The organism is Luteimonas sp. J29 (assembly GCF_000472505.1).
GTDB lineage: Bacteria > Pseudomonadota > Gammaproteobacteria > Xanthomonadales > Xanthomonadaceae > Luteimonas.
Window position 1 is genome coordinate 86,863 of the sequence record NZ_AWZR01000003.1, and the last position, 16,958, is coordinate 103,820.

At 73.2% G+C, this 16,958-nt stretch carries 15 protein-coding genes; 6 read left to right on the plus strand and 9 right to left on the minus strand.

The genetic code is table 11. From position 1 onward, the window contains the following. Nucleotides 1-5: 5 nt before the first annotated feature. Nucleotides 6-1,220: an MFS transporter gene (locus LUTJ29_RS0105415; RefSeq protein WP_255327197.1), complete on the plus strand. Its 1,215-nt coding sequence runs from the start codon at nucleotides 6-8 to the stop codon at nucleotides 1,218-1,220. 56 nt (nucleotides 1,221-1,276) lie between these two features. Here the strand turns inward: LUTJ29_RS0105415 and dksA are convergent, their stop codons facing one another. After that, the gene (gene dksA / locus LUTJ29_RS19145; RefSeq protein ID WP_027071650.1) at nucleotides 1,277-2,299 is read right to left on the minus strand and encodes an RNA polymerase-binding protein DksA; all 1,023 of its coding nucleotides are present in this window, start codon (nucleotides 2,297-2,299) and stop codon (nucleotides 1,277-1,279) included. 103 nt (nucleotides 2,300-2,402) lie between these two features. Between dksA and yidD the strand changes: the two genes are divergently transcribed. The 3 genes from yidD (at nucleotide 2,403) to LUTJ29_RS0105435 (ending at nucleotide 4,915) form a co-directional block, all read left to right on the plus strand. After that, a complete protein-coding gene (gene yidD, locus LUTJ29_RS0105425) occupies nucleotides 2,403-2,636 on the plus strand; it encodes a membrane protein insertion efficiency factor YidD (RefSeq protein WP_027071651.1) in 234 nt (77 codons plus the stop codon). Then, entirely contained in the window at nucleotides 2,637-3,983 is a 1,347-nt protein-coding gene (locus LUTJ29_RS0105430) for a dihydroorotase (RefSeq protein WP_027071652.1), read from the plus strand. It abuts the gene before it with no gap. 77 nt (nucleotides 3,984-4,060) lie between these two features. Next, nucleotides 4,061-4,915, plus strand: a complete 855-nt coding sequence (locus tag LUTJ29_RS0105435; protein ID WP_027071653.1) for a M23 family metallopeptidase — start codon at nucleotides 4,061-4,063, stop codon at nucleotides 4,913-4,915. Nucleotides 4,916-5,305: 390 nt separating this feature from the next. Here LUTJ29_RS0105435 and LUTJ29_RS0105440 read toward each other — a convergent pair whose 3' ends face one another. The 8 genes from LUTJ29_RS0105440 to efp all read right to left on the minus strand — a co-directional run bounded on the left by LUTJ29_RS0105440 (nucleotide 5,306) and on the right by efp (nucleotide 13,231). Next, nucleotides 5,306-6,250 carry a hypothetical protein gene (locus LUTJ29_RS0105440; RefSeq protein ID WP_232221155.1) on the minus strand — a complete coding sequence of 315 codons (945 nt, stop codon included), beginning with the start codon at nucleotides 6,248-6,250 and terminating at the stop codon, nucleotides 5,306-5,308. 19 nt (nucleotides 6,251-6,269) lie between these two features. Further along, the gene (locus tag LUTJ29_RS0105445) at nucleotides 6,270-7,955 is read right to left on the minus strand and encodes a GGDEF domain-containing protein (protein ID WP_027071655.1); all 1,686 of its coding nucleotides are present in this window, start codon (nucleotides 7,953-7,955) and stop codon (nucleotides 6,270-6,272) included. A 46-nt stretch (nucleotides 7,956-8,001) separates the two neighbouring features. Further along, complete coding sequence (folE2, locus tag LUTJ29_RS0105450; RefSeq protein ID WP_232221156.1) at nucleotides 8,002-8,922, minus strand: GTP cyclohydrolase FolE2; 921 nt, start codon at nucleotides 8,920-8,922, stop codon at nucleotides 8,002-8,004. Nucleotides 8,923-8,953: 31 nt separating this feature from the next. Further along, nucleotides 8,954-9,676: a hypothetical protein gene (locus LUTJ29_RS18955; protein WP_051322736.1), complete on the minus strand. Its 723-nt coding sequence runs from the start codon at nucleotides 9,674-9,676 to the stop codon at nucleotides 8,954-8,956. Further along, nucleotides 9,673-10,371 carry a phosphoglycolate phosphatase gene (gene gph, locus LUTJ29_RS0105460; RefSeq protein WP_027071657.1) on the minus strand — a complete coding sequence of 233 codons (699 nt, stop codon included), beginning with the start codon at nucleotides 10,369-10,371 and terminating at the stop codon, nucleotides 9,673-9,675. Before gph ends, LUTJ29_RS18955 begins: the two co-directional genes overlap by 4 nt. Before the next feature lie 13 nt (nucleotides 10,372-10,384). Beyond that, nucleotides 10,385-11,104: a bifunctional 2-polyprenyl-6-hydroxyphenol methylase/3-demethylubiquinol 3-O-methyltransferase UbiG gene (ubiG, locus tag LUTJ29_RS0105465; RefSeq protein ID WP_027071658.1), complete on the minus strand. Its 720-nt coding sequence runs from the start codon at nucleotides 11,102-11,104 to the stop codon at nucleotides 10,385-10,387. Nucleotides 11,105-11,180: 76 nt separating this feature from the next. Beyond that, entirely contained in the window at nucleotides 11,181-12,524 is a 1,344-nt protein-coding gene (locus LUTJ29_RS0105470) for a TRZ/ATZ family hydrolase (protein WP_027071659.1), read from the minus strand. Nucleotides 12,525-12,664: 140 nt separating this feature from the next. Further along, on the minus strand, nucleotides 12,665-13,231 hold the full coding sequence (efp, locus tag LUTJ29_RS0105475; protein WP_027071660.1) for an elongation factor P: 567 nt from the start codon (nucleotides 13,229-13,231) through the stop codon (nucleotides 12,665-12,667). Nucleotides 13,232-13,321: 90 nt separating this feature from the next. On the opposite strand from efp, the gene epmB reads away from it, so the two are divergent. Together epmB and LUTJ29_RS0105485 are read left to right on the plus strand one after the other, a co-directional pair. Then, nucleotides 13,322-14,323 (plus strand): EF-P beta-lysylation protein EpmB, encoded by a 1,002-nt coding sequence (epmB, locus tag LUTJ29_RS0105480; protein ID WP_027071661.1) that lies wholly within the window; start codon nucleotides 13,322-13,324, stop codon nucleotides 14,321-14,323. 62 nt (nucleotides 14,324-14,385) lie between these two features. Continuing rightward, on the plus strand, nucleotides 14,386-16,476 hold the full coding sequence (locus LUTJ29_RS0105485; protein ID WP_027071662.1) for an EAL domain-containing protein: 2,091 nt from the start codon (nucleotides 14,386-14,388) through the stop codon (nucleotides 16,474-16,476). Nucleotides 16,477-16,958 lie beyond the last annotated feature (482 nt).

Below are 16,958 nucleotides of genomic sequence, written 5' to 3' on the forward strand. Positions count from 1 at the left end.
CGCCGCTGCGGATCCCCGCCTTCCGGCTGCTGATGGGCTTCAGGATCCTCACGATCCTGTCCTACCAGTGCGTGGCGGTGACCGTGGGCTGGCATGTCTACGAGCTCACCCGCAACCCGTGGATGCTGGGCCTGATCGGCCTGGCCGAGGTGCTGCCCTACTTCTGCGTGGCGCCATTCGCCGGCCACCTCGTCGACGTGCTGCCGCGCCGGCGCCTGGGCGCCTTCGCCGCCGCGTGCCTGGCGATCACGCCGCTGTGGCTGACGGCCATCGCCGCCGGCTGGTGGACCGCGGGCGGCACGGCGGCGATCTATGCGGCGATCGCGCTCACCGGCTGCGTGCGGGCGTTCCTCGGCCCGGTCTACAACGCGCTGTTCGGCCGGGTGCTGCCGCGCGGGCAGTTCGTGCGCGGCGCCAGCCTGGGCAGCATCGTGTTCCAGGCCGGGCTCGTGACCGGCCCGGCGATCGGCGGCTTCCTGGTCGGCTGGGCCGGCAAGCCGGTGGCCTATGCGGTGGCGGCGGTGTTCGCCGCCTGCGCGGTGCTGGCGATGCTGCGGATCCGGGTCGACGAACCCGCCCCGGCCGCCACGCGCGCGCCGGTGCTGTCGAGCATCGCCGAAGGCGCGCGCTTCGTGTTCGGCCACCAGGTGCTGCTCGCCGCGCTGGCGCTGGACATGTTCGCGGTGATGTTCGGCGGGGCGATCTCGCTGGCGCCGGCGTTCATCCAGGAGATCCTGCACTACGGCCCCGAGGGGCTGGGCATCCTGCGCGCGGCCCCGGCGCTGGGCGCGGTGGCGATGGGGGTGTGGCTGGCGCGGCATCCGCTCGACCGCAACGCCGGCCGGACCCTGCTGCTGGCGGTGGTCGGCTTCGGCCTGTGCATGATCGGCTTCGGCCTGTCCACGGCGTTCTGGCTGTCGGCGTTCTTCCTGCTGCTGTCGGGCGTGTGCGACGGCGTCTCGGTGGTGGTGCGCTCGACCATCATGCAGCTCGCCACGCCCGACCACATGCGCGGGCGGGTGTCGTCGATCAACGGCCTGTTCGTCGGCTCGTCCAACGAGATCGGCGCGTTCTACGCCGGCAGCATGGCGCGCCTGCTCGGGCTGGTGCCGGCGGTGGTGCTGGGCGGCTGCGTGACCATGGGCGTGGCCGCGGCGGCGGCCTGGCGCGCGCCGAAGCTGCGGCGCCTGCACTTCCACGAACTCGGCCGCGAACCGTAGCGGCTCCCCGCGCCTTGAAAAGAAGAACCCCGCCGGAGCGGGGTTCTTCGCCGGGCTCAGTCGCCCATCTGCTTCTGCAGGTGCTCCCAGCGTTCCTGCGCGTCGATGGTGCGCTCGGCCTGTGGTCGCGCCTCCAGACGCTCGAGGCCGATCTCCTCGCCGGTGTCGACGCAATAGCCGTAGTCGCCCTCGTCGACGCGTCGGATGATCGACTCGATCTTGTTGATGAGCTTGCGGTAGCGGTCGCGCGTGCGCAGCTCGAGCGCGTTCTCGGTCTCGCGGCTGGCGCGTTCGGCCTCGTCGCCGACGTCGCGGACCTCGTCGCGCAGGTTCTCGATGGTCTGGCGCGACTCCTCCACCAGCTCCTCGCGGCGCGCGAGCAGCTTCTGCCGGAAGTACTCCAGCTGCAGCGGATTCATGTACTCCTCTTCCGGGCTCGGCTTGTAGCCCGGCGGCAGGATCGGGCGGCCGGTCTCCGGGTCGGTCTCGTACGGCACGACCTTGTACTTCGGCTTCTGCGCCGGCGGCGGCGCCTTGTTGGTCACGGCCACGGCCACCTTGCCCTGGACGCGCGGACGGACGGCCGGAGCGGGCTGGGCGGGCGCCGGGGCCTTGCCCTTCGCCACCGCCGCCCTGGTCTCAGGAGCCGCCGATACCTGGGGCGCGCCCTTGCGGGCCGCCGGCCGGGGCGCCTTCTCCTGCACCGGGCGGGTGACCGAAGGGGCCTTGGCCGCCTTCTTCGCGACCGGCGCCCTGGCGGGAGCGGCCTTCTTCGCAGGCGCCACCTTCTTCGCCGGCACCGCCTTCTTGGCCACCGGCTTCTTCGCCGGCGCGGCCTTCTTCGGCGCCGCCTTCTTCGCAGGCACGGCCTTCTTCGCCGCAGCCTTCTTCGCGGCAGGGGCCTTTTTCACGGCCGGGGCCTTCTTCGCAGGCGCGGCCTTCTTCGCAGCGGCCTTGGCGGGCTTCGCCGGGGCCTTGGCCGCGGCCTTCTTCGCCGGGGCCTTCTTCACGGCCCTGGCGGCGGACTTGGCCGCTTTCGCGGGCTTGACGGGCTTCTTTGCGGACTTCTTGGCGACCACTTGCTGCGGTTCCTCTTGGGGGTTTCCCTTGGACGGGAAAAGCGGGGTGTTATACCCTGCCCCGGCGGCAGCGGCAACCGCGCCGGACTTTTCCGCCCTTGACGTGATCGACCGCATCCTGATAGCCCTGCTGCGCGGCTACAAGCGCCTGGTCAGCCCGCTGCTCGGCCCCCGCTGCCGGTTCGTGCCCAGCTGCTCGGAGTACGCGATGGAAGCGATCGCGCGCTTCGGCGCGCTGCGCGGCGGCTGGCTGGCGCTGCGCCGCATCGGCCGCTGCCACCCCCTCCACCCAGGCGGCCACGATCCCGTGCCGCCGCGGAACAACGGAACCGGCTGAATGTCCAGCACCCTGATCGTGAACGCACGCCTCGTCAACGAGGGCCGCGAGTTCGACGCCGACCTGCGCATCGAGGGCGAGCGCATCGCCGCCATCGGCAGCGGCCTGGCCGCGCGCGCCGGCGAAACCGTGGTCGACGCTGCCGGCAGGCGCCTGCTCCCGGGCATGATCGACGACCAGGTGCACTTCCGCGAGCCCGGCCTCGAGTACAAGGCCGACATCGCCAGCGAGTCGGCCGCGGCGGTCGCCGGCGGGCTGACCAGCTTCATGGACATGCCCAACACCAGCCCGCCGACGCTGACCGGCGAGGCGCTGGAGGACAAGTACGCGCGCGCCGCCGGGCGCGCCCGCGCCAACTACGGGTTCTACTTCGGCGCCAGCAATGACAACCTGGAGGCGGTGCGCGGCATCGACCCGCGCGCGACCCCGGGCCTGAAGGTCTTCATGGGCGCCTCCACCGGCAACATGCTGGTCGACGACCCGGACACGCTGGACGCCATCTTCCGCGACGCCCCGGTGCCCATCATCACCCACTGCGAGGACACGCCGACCATCGACGCGATCCTCGCCGGGTACCGCGCGAAGTACGGCGACGACATCCCGGCCGAATGCCACCCGGACATCCGCTCGCGCGAGGCCTGCCTCAAGTCGACCCGGCTGGCGCTGGAGCTGGCGCGCCGCCACGACACCCGCCTGCACGTGCTGCACATCTCCACCGCCGACGAGCTGGCGCTGTTCGAACGCGGCCCGTTGATCCGCGCCGACGGCAGCCGCAAGCGCATCACCGCCGAGACCTGCATCCACTTCCTGCGCTTCGACCGCGCCGACTACGCGCGCCTGGGCCACCAGATCAAGTGTAACCCGGCGATCAAGGACGCGTCTGACCGTGCGGCCCTGACCCGCGCCCTGGCCGAGGACGTCATCGACGTGCTCGCCACCGACCACGCGCCGCACACCTGGGAGGAAAAGCAGAACCCCTACGTGCGCGCGCCGAGCGGCCTGCCGCTGGTGCAGTTCGCGCTGGTGGCGGCGCTGGAATGCGTGCACGAGGGCCATTTCGACACCGCGCGCGTGGTGCAGAAGTTCGCCCACGCCCCGGCCCAGCTGTTCGACGTGAAGCAGCGCGGTTTCCTGCGCGAGGGCTACTTCGCCGACCTGGTGCTGGTCGAGGACGCACCGTTCACCGTGCGCCGCGAACAGGTGCTGTCCAAGTGCGGCTGGTCGCCGTTCGAGGACACCACTTTCCGCTCGCGTATCGCCTCGACCTGGGTCAACGGCGCACTTGCCTGGGACGGCACCGCGCTCGTGGGCACGCCGCAGGGCCGCCGGCTGGAGTTCGCGCGGTGACGCCAGCCGGGCCCGCGAACGGGCGGCAGGCGCGTCTCCTCCCCGCCAGGCGGGGGCCATCCCGGGTCGCAGGCTGGCTGCGTGGCGCTGCGCTGGGCCTGGCGGTCCTGCTGGCCGCTCCGGCGCCGGCCGGAGCCGCGGACGCGGCGGCGGACGGCGACGCCACGGCCGACGCGCGCATCGTGTTCCCGACCAGCGTGCAGCAGGGAGCGATGGTGCTGGGCAAGGTGCCGCCGGGCAGCGTGGTCGCCTACGCCGGCCGCACGCTGCGCACGACCGGATACGGCACGGTGGTGTTCGGCGTCGGCCGCGACGCGACCGGGCCGCTGGTGGTGACGGTCGACCCCCCTGCCGGCCGGCGCGAAGTGGTCCGCATCGCGGTGACGGCGCGAGACTGGCCCGTGCAGCGCGTGGACGGCGTGCCGCCGCGCACCGTCGACCCGCCACCGGCGATCGCCGAACGCATCCGCCGCGAGCAGGCGCGCGTGGCCGAGGCGCGGTTGCGCGACGATCCGCGCACGGATTTCGCACAGCGCTTCGTCGTTCCGGTGGAAGGCCGGATCAGCGGCCGCTTCGGCCGCGCGCGCGTCTACAACGGCAAGCCCGGTTCCCCGCATTCGGGCATGGACATCGCCGCGCCATCCGGAACGCCGGTGAAGGCGCCCGCGGCGGGCATCGTGACCTTCGCCGATCCCGACCTTTACCTCACCGGCGGCACGCTGGTGATCGACCACGGCCACGGCATCAGCAGCAACTTCCTGCACCTGTCGCGCATCGACGTGCGCGTCGGCGATCGCGTCGAACAGGGCCAGGTCGTAGCGGCGGTGGGGTCGACCGGGCGCTCGACGGGGCCGCACCTGCATTGGGGGATGAACTGGTTCGACGTGCGGATCGACCCCCAGCTGGTGCTCGAGGAGCGCGGGGCGCCATAGCCACCACCATTGCGTCGTCGTTCACGGCCGCGGCGCGTGGCGACGCGTTCGCCTGACGAAGCTGCCGTTGGATCGGGAGGCGCGGATCGACCCCCAGCTGGTGCCCGGGGAGCGCGGGGCACGATAGCCACCGCGATTGCGTCGTCGTTCACCGTCGCGGCGCGTGGCGACGCGTTCGCCTGACGAAGCTGCCGTTGGATCGGGAGGCGCGGATCGACCCGCAGCTGGTGCCTGGGGCGCGCGGCGGAGTCACATTCTGATTGCGGGGCCCTCCACGCCGGGCCGCTGCCGGGCAGCGCCCGCGATCACGGCGCCAGCGCCAGCTGCTCGCCGCAGGTCCGACGCAGGCAATGCGTGCGGCGCGGCCGTCGCGGCCCCGCCGCCTGCACCTCATCCGGGCTGCGGATCCCTGCGCTGCATCAGCCGGCCCAGCATGGCGAAGCTGGGCGATGCCGCGAGGTCCTGGGGAGACACCAGCCGGGGGTTCGGATCCGGGACGACCGTTCCCGGATCGTCCGCCCGCTGCGCAAGGGCGCCGCTCCGGGCGCCCGGCAGGCCCGCATGGCCGAGCACCGCGCGACGCGCGGCCTCCAGTTCGTCGTCGCCAACCACGGGCAGCGATGGCGCGCCGGCGCGCAGCAGCCCGGCGCCGCCCTCCCGAGCCGCCTGGAACGCCAGCCGCGCCGGCTCCAGCGCCTCGCGATCGCGCGGCCCGAGCAGCGGCCAGAGTTCGTCGAAGAGCGCCTTCCAGTCGATGTCGGGAAACGGCGCCGTGCCGCGCCCGCCGACCACGATCACCGGGGCCAGGCGACCGGACGGCTCGACCGCGCACTCGGCGTAGGCCCGGTACACCACTTCGCTGCACACCACCTGCCCGGTGTCGTCGGGCAGCGCATGGTCGAGCGCCACGCGCACCAGCAGTCGCCCCAGCGCATGCCTGGGCCACTTGCCGCGCACGGCCATGATCACGCCGAACAGCGCCAGCTGGTCGAGCGGATACGGCGTCCCCAGCAGGCTGGCGGCCCGTGCCAGTACCGCGGCCGCGTCGGCGGCCGCCAGCCCGGGCCCGCGCGTGCCGTCCATCCGCATCGCGTCGATGAAATGGTAGTGGTCGCGGTCGGCGAGCTTCGCCGGCAGCGGCGTACGGACCACGCCGCGGGAGGTCGCCTCGATCAGGTCGCCGTCGTCGGCCACGATCGCCGCATGGCTGTAGGGTCCGTCGCTGGCCCAGGCGATCAGCTCCGACAGCGGGCCGTCGCCCAGCATCAGCAGCACGTCCCCGGTGCGCAACCCGTCGGCGGGAAACGGGGACACGTCGGTCGCGTCGGCGGCCATGTTCGCGCAGGCTCCGTGCTCAGGTGGTCCACTGACCTTCGGGGGGCGCGGCGGCCGTGGCGCGGTTGCGACCGGCGGCCTTGCTCGCGTAGAGCGCGGTGTCGGCGCGCTCGAACAGGCTCGACATGGATTCGCCCGGCGCCAGCTCGGCCACGCCGATGCTCAGCGACGCCGCGATGCTGGCCTCGGGCATGGCCAGCGGGCGGCAGTGCACCGACACGCGCATGCGTTCGGCGACGGCCAGTGCCGAGGGCGCATCGTGCCCGGGGAGCACCACGAGGAACTCGTCGCCGCCGTAGCGACCAAGCATGTCGCCGCGGCGCAGCTGGTTGCGCAGCCGCCAGCACACGATGCGCAGGCACTGGTCGCCGACCGCGTGGCCGTGGCGGTCGTTGATCTCCTTGAACCGGTCCAGGTCGACGAAGGCGATCGACAGCGTGTCCCCCCGCGCGCGCGCCTCCTCGACCTCCTTGAACAGGCGTTCCTCGATCCCGTGGCGGTTGAGGATCTTGGTGACCGGGTCCATGGTCGCCTGGCGGCTGGCCAGGTCGCGGTCGCGCCGCAGCTGCAGCAGCTTGTCCGACAGGCCCAGCGCCAGCAGCAGGCTGGCGAGCACGAACGCGGCGGCGAGCCCCTCCTCCAGCCAGGTCGGCCCCACCCACAGCCCCATCATCTCGGCCGCAGCCAGGCCGCAGAACACCATCAGCGGACTCCACGAGGCGAGCACCACGCGCGCCGCGCGTACCCCGCGCACCGACAGCACCGTTGCCGCCAGGAGCAGCACGACCGCCGAGTACAGCAGGGCGAAGTTGCCGGTCCAGCGCAGGACCGTCGCCTCGGTGAACAGCGAGCCCGCGGCGGTGGCCGCGGCGACCGCCGTGCCCACGTGCACGAACCGGTTGAGGACCGGCGCGTTGCGGTACAGGGCCAGGTAGGAGGCGATGAACAGGTTGCTGCAGATGATGCCCAGCCCGCCGAAGATGCGGTTGACCCGTGGCCCGCTGGCGAACAGGGCATCGCTGCCGGGGATCCAGCGCAGGTCGCCGCCCATCGTGGCGAGGTATCCGATCGCGCACGCCAGCATCGCGCTGAAGTAGGCGTAGCTGCGCTCGCCGGTGCCGCCCCAGAACGCAAGCCCGAGGATCGTCAGCACCAGCAGCGTGGTGAACACCAGGCTGCGCCAGCCCATGTAGGCCAGGTCGTCGCGCAGCACCTGGTCGAGCGGCTCGACCGACACCGGCGACACCACGCCGTGGCGCCCTTCCACGCGCAGCCACACCACCTCGCCGGGGGGGATTCCGCCGGGCAGGTCGACGACCAGCGCCCGGTGCGCGTGGCGCATGTCCGCGTCGTCGCCATACAGCGCATGCCGCGTCGGCTGCGCGGCCCCGGGGGCCCAGGCCTCGACCCGGTAGAGGTAAGGCGAGCGCAGCAGCAGCTGCGGCCGGTCGCCGGCGGCCACCGGCCCGCGGGCGGCCACCCGCCACCACTGCACGCTGCGGGTCGGCTGCTTCAGGTACGGGCGGTCGCGTGGCGGCAGCAGGCGGGCGTCATGGAGCCCGGCCAGCACTTCGGCCACCGGAGGATCGTCGCGCAGTTCGCGCACCTCCAGTTCCACGGCCGCGGCCAGCGACGGACTGAGCACCAGCAGCAGCCAGAGCGAAAGCCGGCGCCACCAGGCGTAGCGATACCCCGGTTCCCCCATGCGCCGATCGTATCCGATCCGGCGCCGGTGCGCCGCGGCCGCGCGATCAGTCCCCGGAACGCACCGTCGCGACGGCGTCGTGGGCGTGCAGGCTCTCGAAGTGCGAGACCGTGGCCTCGAAGCGCTCGACCCGCGGGTCGGCCGACAGCGCCGCGGCCACGCGCCTGGCGGCGTCCTCGCAGAACATCAGGTTGGCGGCGTTGAGCGCGGCGAATGCCTGCTCGTCCTCGCGCTTGACCGCGGTCTGCACCGGCGTGCCGAGCGCCTGCTCCAGGATGTCGACCAGCGCGGCGACCGGCAGTCCGTCGAACGCGGGACGCAGGCGCACCGTGACGTCGGCGCGGCTGCGCTGCGCGTGCGGGGTGGCGGCCATGCCGCGCGGCGAGGCCAGCCATTCGCGCACCGCGTCCACCGACAGCGGCCGCGCCGCGGCGAAGTCCTCCGCGAAGCGTTCGGCATTGAGCTGCCGCGACAGCGCGGCCGAGGCCGGACAGGTGCTCGAGTATTCGACCGACAGGCGCAGGTCGAGCTGCAGGCGGCCCGCGTCCAGCTCGGCGACCACTTCCACCGGGTAGGTCTTCCACCCGCCGTGGCCGCTGGCCAGGGCCTTGCGCCAGAGCATGTGCCCGTAGCGGATCGCGATCCGGGCGCGGGCCGACAGGCCGCGCTGGGAGTCGATGCAGTCCTGGAGCACGCGCCGGAGCGCGGCGTGGCCGGGCGGTTCGGCGGCGAGCGCCTCCTGCAGGCGCAGGTACAGGCGCGACATGTGGATGCCGCGCGCCGAGGCGTCGCGCAGGTCCACCGACACGTCGACCGAGGCCGGCGCCAGCAGCGGCGCGCCGCCGTCGTCGCCGGCGAGCCGGACCGGCAGCGCGATGTTGGCCATGCCGACCCAGTCGAGGGGCCGGGCGGCCTTGGCGACTTCGCCGGCGACGTCGGGAAGCGGGGATGGGGGGGACGGGTTCACGGAAATCGCTGGCGGCGGAACAGTGGACAGTTTACCGGCCCCCGCCCTGACTTCCCTGCAACGATGCGTTGCCGCCGCGCGCGGCCCGCCAGGCGGCCAGCAGCATCCGCACCGGCGGCACCGCCGGGCGCGGCGCGCCGGGCGCCGGCGCATGCGCCGCCAAAACGCCCAGCCGCTCGCGCAGCATGGCCTGGCGCAGCCGGCGCGGGCGGCCCAGTGCCGCCACCCCGGGCGCGTCCAGCGAGTGCCGCAGCGCCAGCGCCGCGTCGAGGTCGCCGCGCGCCAGGGCGCGCTCGATCCGCAGGGTCCCGGTGAACGCATCCAGGGCCGCGGGCGCGGGGCCGACCCGGCGCCCGAACAGCGCGGTCTCGCAGTGCAGCACCCCCGCCGCCCAGCCCCGCAGGGCCTCCTGTTCGGCCTGCGCGGAGTCGGGCTCGCGGGTGGCGGGGAGCCGGGCCAGTGCCAGCGCCAGCCCGTCCCAGGGGGCATCGATCCGCTGCAGCGCCTCGCCCAGCGGATGGCGCCGGGCGCCGCGGGCCCAGCCGCGCAGTTCGTCCTGCCACCAGGCCAGCTTGGCCAGCCCCGGCGCCGGTTCGGCACCGGCCCAGGCCGCGTCGTGGAGCTCCTGCAGCAACGAGAACCAGGCTGCGGCCCGGGTCCGCAGCGCGGGTGCGACGAAGGCCTGGGCGATCCCCCACTCCGGCCAGCGCCCGCGCCACTTGTCGAGGAAGCTGTCGAGCGACTCCTGGCTCACCGGACGCGCTCCCCCGCCGCGACGGGCCAGGCCGCCGGATCGAGCAGCCGCTCCGGCGCGTGCGCCATGACGTCGCCCTGCCAGACCGCCGGGTCGTCGTCCTCGAGGCGGTAGCCCCACAGTGCGACCACCGACGCCATGCCCGCCGCGCGGGCGGCATCGATGTCGCGGCGGTCGTCGCCCACGTAGACGCATGCCGCCGGGGCCAGGCCCAGCGATCGGGCCGCGTGCAGCAGCGGCATCGGGTGCGGCTTGCGCTCGGCCAGGCTGTCGCCGCCGACGAGCACGCCGCAGCGCCCGCTCCAGCCCAGGCCCGGCATCAGGTCGCGGGCCAGGTCGTAGGGCTTGTTGGTGACGATGCCCCAGCGCACGCCGTCGGCCTCGAGCGCCGCCAGCAGCGCCTCGACGCCGGGGAACGGGGCGCCATGGCGGCCGAGTTCGCCGCGGTAGGTCGCGAGGAACTCCGGCACCAGGCCGGGCACCTCCTCCGCCGGCACGTCCGGGAACGCCGCCGCGGACATCGCCCGCGCGCCGCGCGAGACGTGCGGGCGCAGCGCGGACAGCGCCATCGGCGGCCTGCCGCGCGCGGCGCGCATCCGGTTCACGGTGGCCAGCATGTCCGGCGCGCTGTCGAGCAGGGTCCCGTCGAGGTCGAACAGCACGCCGCGCGGGAACCGGGGGGGATGGGCAGTCATCGGCGGCGACCGATCACGGCTTCAGCGCGCACGCCAGGTAGTTCACGTCGGTGCGCGGCACGATCCGCGCCGCGTTGCGCCACGGCTCGTAGCGAAGGCCGCTCACGTCCTCGAGCTCCAGGCCCGCCTCGCGCAGCCACGCGGCGAGTTCGGACGGCCGGATGAAGGAGTCGTAGCGGTGGGTCCCCTTCGGCAGCAGCCGCGCGACGTACTCGGCGCCGACGATCGCCAGCGCGAACGCCGCCGGGGTCCGGTTGAGGGTCGAGACGAACAGGCGCCCGCCCGGGCGCAGCGCGCGCGCGCAGGCCTCCAGGATCGCCCCCGGGTCGGGCACGTGCTCGAGCATTTCCATGCAGGTCACCGCGTCGAACGCGCCCGGCTGTTCGTCGGCCAGCGACTCCACCGCCTGCACCCGGTAGTCGACCTGCACCCCGGACTCGATCCCGTGCAGCCGCGCCACCTTGACCAGGTCCGGCGCCAGGTCGATCGCGACCACGTCGGCGCCCGCCTTCGCCAACGCCTCGCTCAGCAGGCCGCCGCCGCAGCCCACGTCGAGCACCCGCGCGCCGGCCAGCGGCACGCGCTCGGCGACGTAGCGCAGCCGCGCGGGATTGAGCGCATGCAGCGGCTTCTGCGGGCCATCCGGGTCCCACCAGCGATTGGCCAGGGACGCGAACCGGTCGAGTTCCTCCTGGCGGAAATTGGCGCCGGCGTGGCCGGGGGAAGCGTTCATCGGGCGTGGTCCTGTGGGGTTGCGCGCACATTGTAGGAGCGACGCCGGTACGTCGGCGGCGCCGCGCGCGGTGCGTTCAGCCGCGCGCCACGGCGGCGATGCGCTCGCGCCACTGGCGCGCGTTGGCGACGATCCGGCCCGGGTCCATGTCGACCAGTTCGCGGTCGCGCAGGCGGGCGCGGCCGGCGATCCACACGTCGGTCACCTGCTGGCGCCCGGTGGCGTAGACCAGCTGCGAGACCACGTGGTGCAGCGGCTGGGTTTCCAGCGCCGACAGGTCCACCAGCGCCAGGTCGGCCTGCTTGCCCGGCTCGATCGATCCGACCAGGTGGTCGAAGCCGATCGCCTTCGCGCCGCCGAGGGTCGCGGCGCGCAGCGCATCGAAGGCGTCGAGCGCGGCCGCGTCCTGCGCCACGGCCTTGGCCAGGATCGCGGCGGTGCGGGTCTCGCCGAACATGTCGAGGTCGTTGTTGCTGGCCACGCCGTCGGTGCCGATCGCCAGGTTCACCCCGGCGCGCGCCAGCGCGCAGGCCGGGCAGAAGCCCGAGGCCAGCTTGAGGTTGGATTCGGGGCAGTGGACCACGCTCACCCCGCGCTCGGCGCAGAGGTGGATCTCGGCCTCGGTCAGCTGGGTCATGTGCACCGCGATCAGGCGGTCGTTGACCAGGCCCAGGCGGTCCAGGCGCGCGATCGGCCGCTGCCCGTGCTCGGCCAGCGACTGCTCGACCTCCTGCGCGGTCTCGTGCAGGTGCAGGTGCACCGGCAGGTCGAGCTGGTCGGCGAGCATCCGGATCCGCTCGAAGTTGGCGTCGTTGACCGTGTACGGCGCGTGCGGCGCGAACGCGGTCGCGACCAGCGGATCGTCGCGCCACTGGTCGTGGACCGCGGCGGCCTTGTCGAAGTACTCGTCGTCGCCGGCCGCCCAGGCGGTGGGGAAGTCGATCACCGGCAGGCCGATGCGGGCGCGGAACCCGTGCCGGCGGTAGGTGGCCGCCTGCACGTCGGGGAAGAAGTAGTTCTCGTTGACGCAGGTCACGCCGCCGCGCAGCAGCTCGGCGATGGCCAGGGTCACGCCGTCCTCGACGAAGGCCGGGCTGATCACCGCACCCTCGATCGGCCAGATGTGCTGCTGCAGCCAGACCTTGAGCGGCAGGTCGTCGGCGACGCCGCGCATCAGGGTCATGGGATTGTGGGTGTGGGCGTTGACCAGCCCGGGAAGCAGCACCGCATCCGGCCGCGACACGGTCTCGGCGGCGGCGAAGCGCCGCCGTGCCTCGGCGGTGGGCAGCAGGGCCACGATGGCGCCGTCGCGCACCGCGACCGCATGGTCCTCGAGCACGACCCCGTGGGGCTCGACCGGCACCACGTGGCCGGCCTCGATCAGCAGGTCGCAGGTCTGGGGGGCAGGAATGTCGGTCATGCGGCCCATTGTGTCAGGTCGCCGCGGCAATCAGGTTGCAGCTGGCCCGCACCCGCGCGCGCGCCGGATCCGGCGGACGCGACCGCCACGCAGGAACTGGGTCCGGGCGGGCGGCGGGCGGCCGGGCCACGGCCCGGGACTTACTTGACCCGGCTGACGTACTCGCCGGAGCGGGTGTCGACGCGGATGACCTCGTCCTGGCCCACGAACAGCGGCACGCGGACCACGGCGCCGGTCTCGAGCGTGGCCGGCTTGCCGCCGCCGCCCGAAGTGTCGCCGCGCACGCCCGGATCGGTCTGGGTGATCCTGAGCTCGACGAAGTTCGGCGGGGTGACCGCGATCGGGGTGCCGTTCCACAGGGTCACCACGCAGGTCTCCTCGCCCTTGAGCCACTTCTCGGCGCCGCCCATGCCCGCGGCATCGGCCTGCACCTGCTCGAAGGTCTCCGGGTTCATGAAGTGCCAGTACTCGCCGTCGCTGTACAGGTACTGCATGTCGGTGTCGATCACGTCCGCCGCCTCGAGCGAGTCGGTGGACTTGAGCGTGATCTCCTGCACCCGCCCGGACTTGATCAGGCGGTAGCGCACGCGGGTGAAGGCCTGGCCCTTGCCCGGCTTGACGTAGTCGGTGTCGGTGATGATCGCCGGCTCGTTGTTGACCAGGATCTTCTGGCCGTTCTTCACGTCGTTCATGCCCAGGGTGGCCATGGGGTCTCCTGCAGAAGGGGGCCGCCCGCGGGCGGCTAGAATGATGGGGAACAGTGCCGGCGCGGCCGGCACGCGAATCGCAGACCGCCCATGATACCTGCTGCCTCCGTCCCGCTGCAGCCGTCCGGCTGGCAGCAAGCCTGGCGCGACGCCATCCGCGATCCGGGCGAGCTGCTGTCGGTGCTCGGCCTGGCCGGCCTGGTCGACGCCTCGGACGCCGCCTGCGCCGCGTTCCCGCTGCGGGTGCCGCGCGGCTTCGTGGCGCGCATGCGCCACGGCGACCCGCACGACCCGCTGTTGCGCCAGGTGCTGCCGCTGGACGAGGAACTGCGGCCGGCGCCCGGCTTCTCGCTCGACGCGGTCGGAGACGCCGGCGCCGTCGCCGGCCACGGCGTGCTGCACAAGTACCACGGACGCGCGCTGCTGGTGGCCACCGGCAGCTGCGCGGTCCACTGCCGCTACTGCTTCCGCCGCCACTTCCCCTACGCCGAGCAGACCGCCGCCGCCGGGCACTGGGCGGCCGCGCTCGACGCGATCCGGGCCGACGCCTCGATCCACGAGGTGATCCTGTCCGGCGGCGATCCGCTGTCCCTGGCCACACCCCGGCTCGAGGCCCTGACCACGCCGCTGGCCCGGATCGGCCACGTGCGCCGGCTGCGCGTCCACACCCGGCTGCCCGTGGTCCTGCCCGAGCGGGTGGACGACGCCCTGCTGGCCTGGCTGTCCTCCCTGCCCTGGCCGGTGGCGATCGTGGTCCACGCCAACCACGCGCGCGAGTTCGACGTCCACGTCGACGCGGCCATGGCCCGCCTGCGCGCGACCGGGGCGACGCTGCTCAACCAGGCAGTGCTGCTGCGCGGGGTCAACGACTCGCTCGAGGCCCAGGCCGAACTGCACGAACGCAGCTTCGCCGCCGGCGTGCTGCCCTACTACCTCCACCAGCTCGACCGCGTCGCCGGCGCCGCCCATTTCGAGGTGCCCGACGCGCAGGCACGACGCCTGCACGGGCAGCTCAGGACGCGCCTGCCCGGCTACCTGCTGCCGCGCCTGGTGCGGGAAGTCGCCGGCGACGCCTCGAAGCGGCCGTTATGATCCCCGTCATGGACGCGACCGGCGACGGCATGGCATAACCGGCGCTGGACGGGGAGATTCGAATGTCGAAGAAGTCGGACAACGCCCTGCGCCTGGTGATCGTCGACCAGCGGGTCGAGGACGCCGAAGCGCTGGTGAGCGGGCTGCGCAACGCCGGGATCGCGGTGCGCCCGGTGCGCGCGGCCACGCGCGAGGAGCTGGCCTCGGCGCTCGCCGGGCCGGCCGACCTGGTGCTGGCGGCGCTCAACGTTCCCTCGCTTGCGTTCGACGAGGCGATGCAGCTGGTCACCGGCACCGGCAAGGACCTGCCGGTGATCGCGATCGCCGATCGCCTGGACGAGAGCGAATACGACGCGGTGCTCACCGCCGGCGCGCGCGCGGTGGCGCTGCGCCACCGGCCGCAGCAGGTGCTGTCGCAGGTCCGCAACGAGTGGGACGACCTCGAGGCCCGCCGCGCCCAGCGCCGGCTCGAGGCCCGGGTGCGCGAGACCGAGCGCCGCTGCGATGCCCTGATCGAGTCCTCGCGCGACCCGATCGCCTACATCCACGAGGGCATGCACATCCGCGCCAACAGCGCCTACCTGGAGATGTTCGGCTACGAGAGCTTCGAGGACATCGAGGGGATGTCGCTGCTGGACATGGTCGGCCCGCAGCACGTGGACAACTTCAAGCAGCTGCTCAAGTCGCTGGCCAAGGGCGAGCCGCCGCCGCCGCGCTACGAGCTGGAGGCGCGCGACCTGGAGGGCAACGCCTTCGCCGCCTCGATGGAATTCACCCAGGCCCAATACGAGGGCGAGCCCTGCCTGCAGGTGGTGTTCCGCCGCCAGGAACTCGACCCGGAGCTGGCCCACGAGCTGGAGGAACTGCGCCAGCGCGACCAGGTCACCGGCCTGCTCAACCGGCCCACCTTCCTGCTGTCGCTGGAGGACGCGGTCGGCGACGCCGGCCAGAACAACGGCCAGCACGGCCTGCTGATGATCGAGCCCGACCACTACCACCGGCTGCTCGGGGACATCGGGCTCGACTCCGCCGACGCCCTGCTGGCCGCGATCGCCGAGCGCCTGCGCCACACGCTGGCGGCCGAGCTCGACGACGGGCGCGCGGTGGCCGCGCGGTTCTCCGAACACACCCTCGCGGTGCTGATGCGCGGCAGCGACTACGCCGCGACCTCCGCCGTGGCCGAGCGCATCCGCGAGGCCTTTGCCGCCGAGCTGGTCTCGATCGGCAGCCGCTCGAGCGTGATCACCGCCAGCATCGGCGGCGTGCAGATCGGCGAGAAGATCGCCAGCGTCTCGCAGGTGCTGGCCAAGGCGGCGCATGGCGTGGAATCGGCCATCGGCGTGGGCGGCAACCGGGTGGAGATCTTCGACCCGGCGGCGGTGGACCGCGCCGAGCAGGAGAACGTCCGCGCCTGGGTGGCGCGCCTGCGCGACGCGCTGGACAACAACCGCCTGGTGCTGCATTACCAGCCGATCATCAACCTGCAGGGCGACACCGGTGCCACCTACGAGGCGCTGATGCGCCTGGACCCGGGCGATGGCCAGCTGATCGCCCCGGGGGCGTTCCTGCAGATCGCCGAGGAGCACGGCCTGCTCGGCGAGATCGACCGCACCGTGGTCCGGCAGGCGATCGCCGTGCTCGGCCAGCGCATCGCCGCCAACCGCCCCACCACGCTGCTGGTGAAGGTGAGCCAGGCCGCGCTCGACGACCCGTCGCTGGCCGACTTCATCGGCGAGCAGCTGCAGGCCCACGGGGTACCCGGCGAGTACCTGGTGCTGGAGCTTCCCGAGGCCAAGGTCTTCACCCACCTCAAGGCGACCCAGGCCTTCGCCGAGGCGATCGGCCGCTTCGACACGCGCCTGGCACTGGAGCAGTTCGGCGTCGGCCTGGACTCGTTCCAGCTGCTGACCCACCTCAAGCCGAACATGCTCAAGATCGACCGCAGCTTCATCGAGGATCTGCCGCGCAACGAGGACAACCAGGCCAAGGTGCGCGAGATCGCCAGGCGCGCGCGCGAGCTGGGCATCCGCACCATCGCCGAGTACGTGCAGGACGCGGCGAGCATGTCGATCCTGTTCTCCTCGGGCGTGGACTACGTCGAGGGCCACTTCCTGGCCATGGCCAGCCCGGTGATGAACTACGACTTCGAGTAGTCCGGCATGGCTTCCGCCTCCCGCCTGTAGGAGCGGCTTCAGCCGCGACTTCCTCCCGGTGCGACGTCATCCGTCGGCGTGTTCCTCCCGCCGGACCCTCGCTGGCTCCGCCGAAAACCGCAGGTGGCCGCGCCCGACATGCGGCCAGGGGATGCGATGCGGTCGCACCCGCCCACCCGGTCGCGGCTGAAGCCGCTCCTACGGGCCGGAACGCGCGGCCACGCGACGTCACCCGTCGGCGTGTTCCTCCCACGGGACCCTCGCTGACTCCGCGCCGAAAACCGCAGGTGGCCCTGCCCGACATGCGGCCAGGGGATGCGATGCGGTCGCACCCGGCCACCCGGTCGCGGCTGAAGCCGCTCCTACGGGCCGGAACGCGCGGCCACGCGACGTCGAGGCGGTTCGCCGCCCGCTCCCGGCCGAAGGCGGCGTGCCGCGGGCGCCTGCGAAGCGTTGGCCCGCCCCCCGGCCCGGACGGCCGG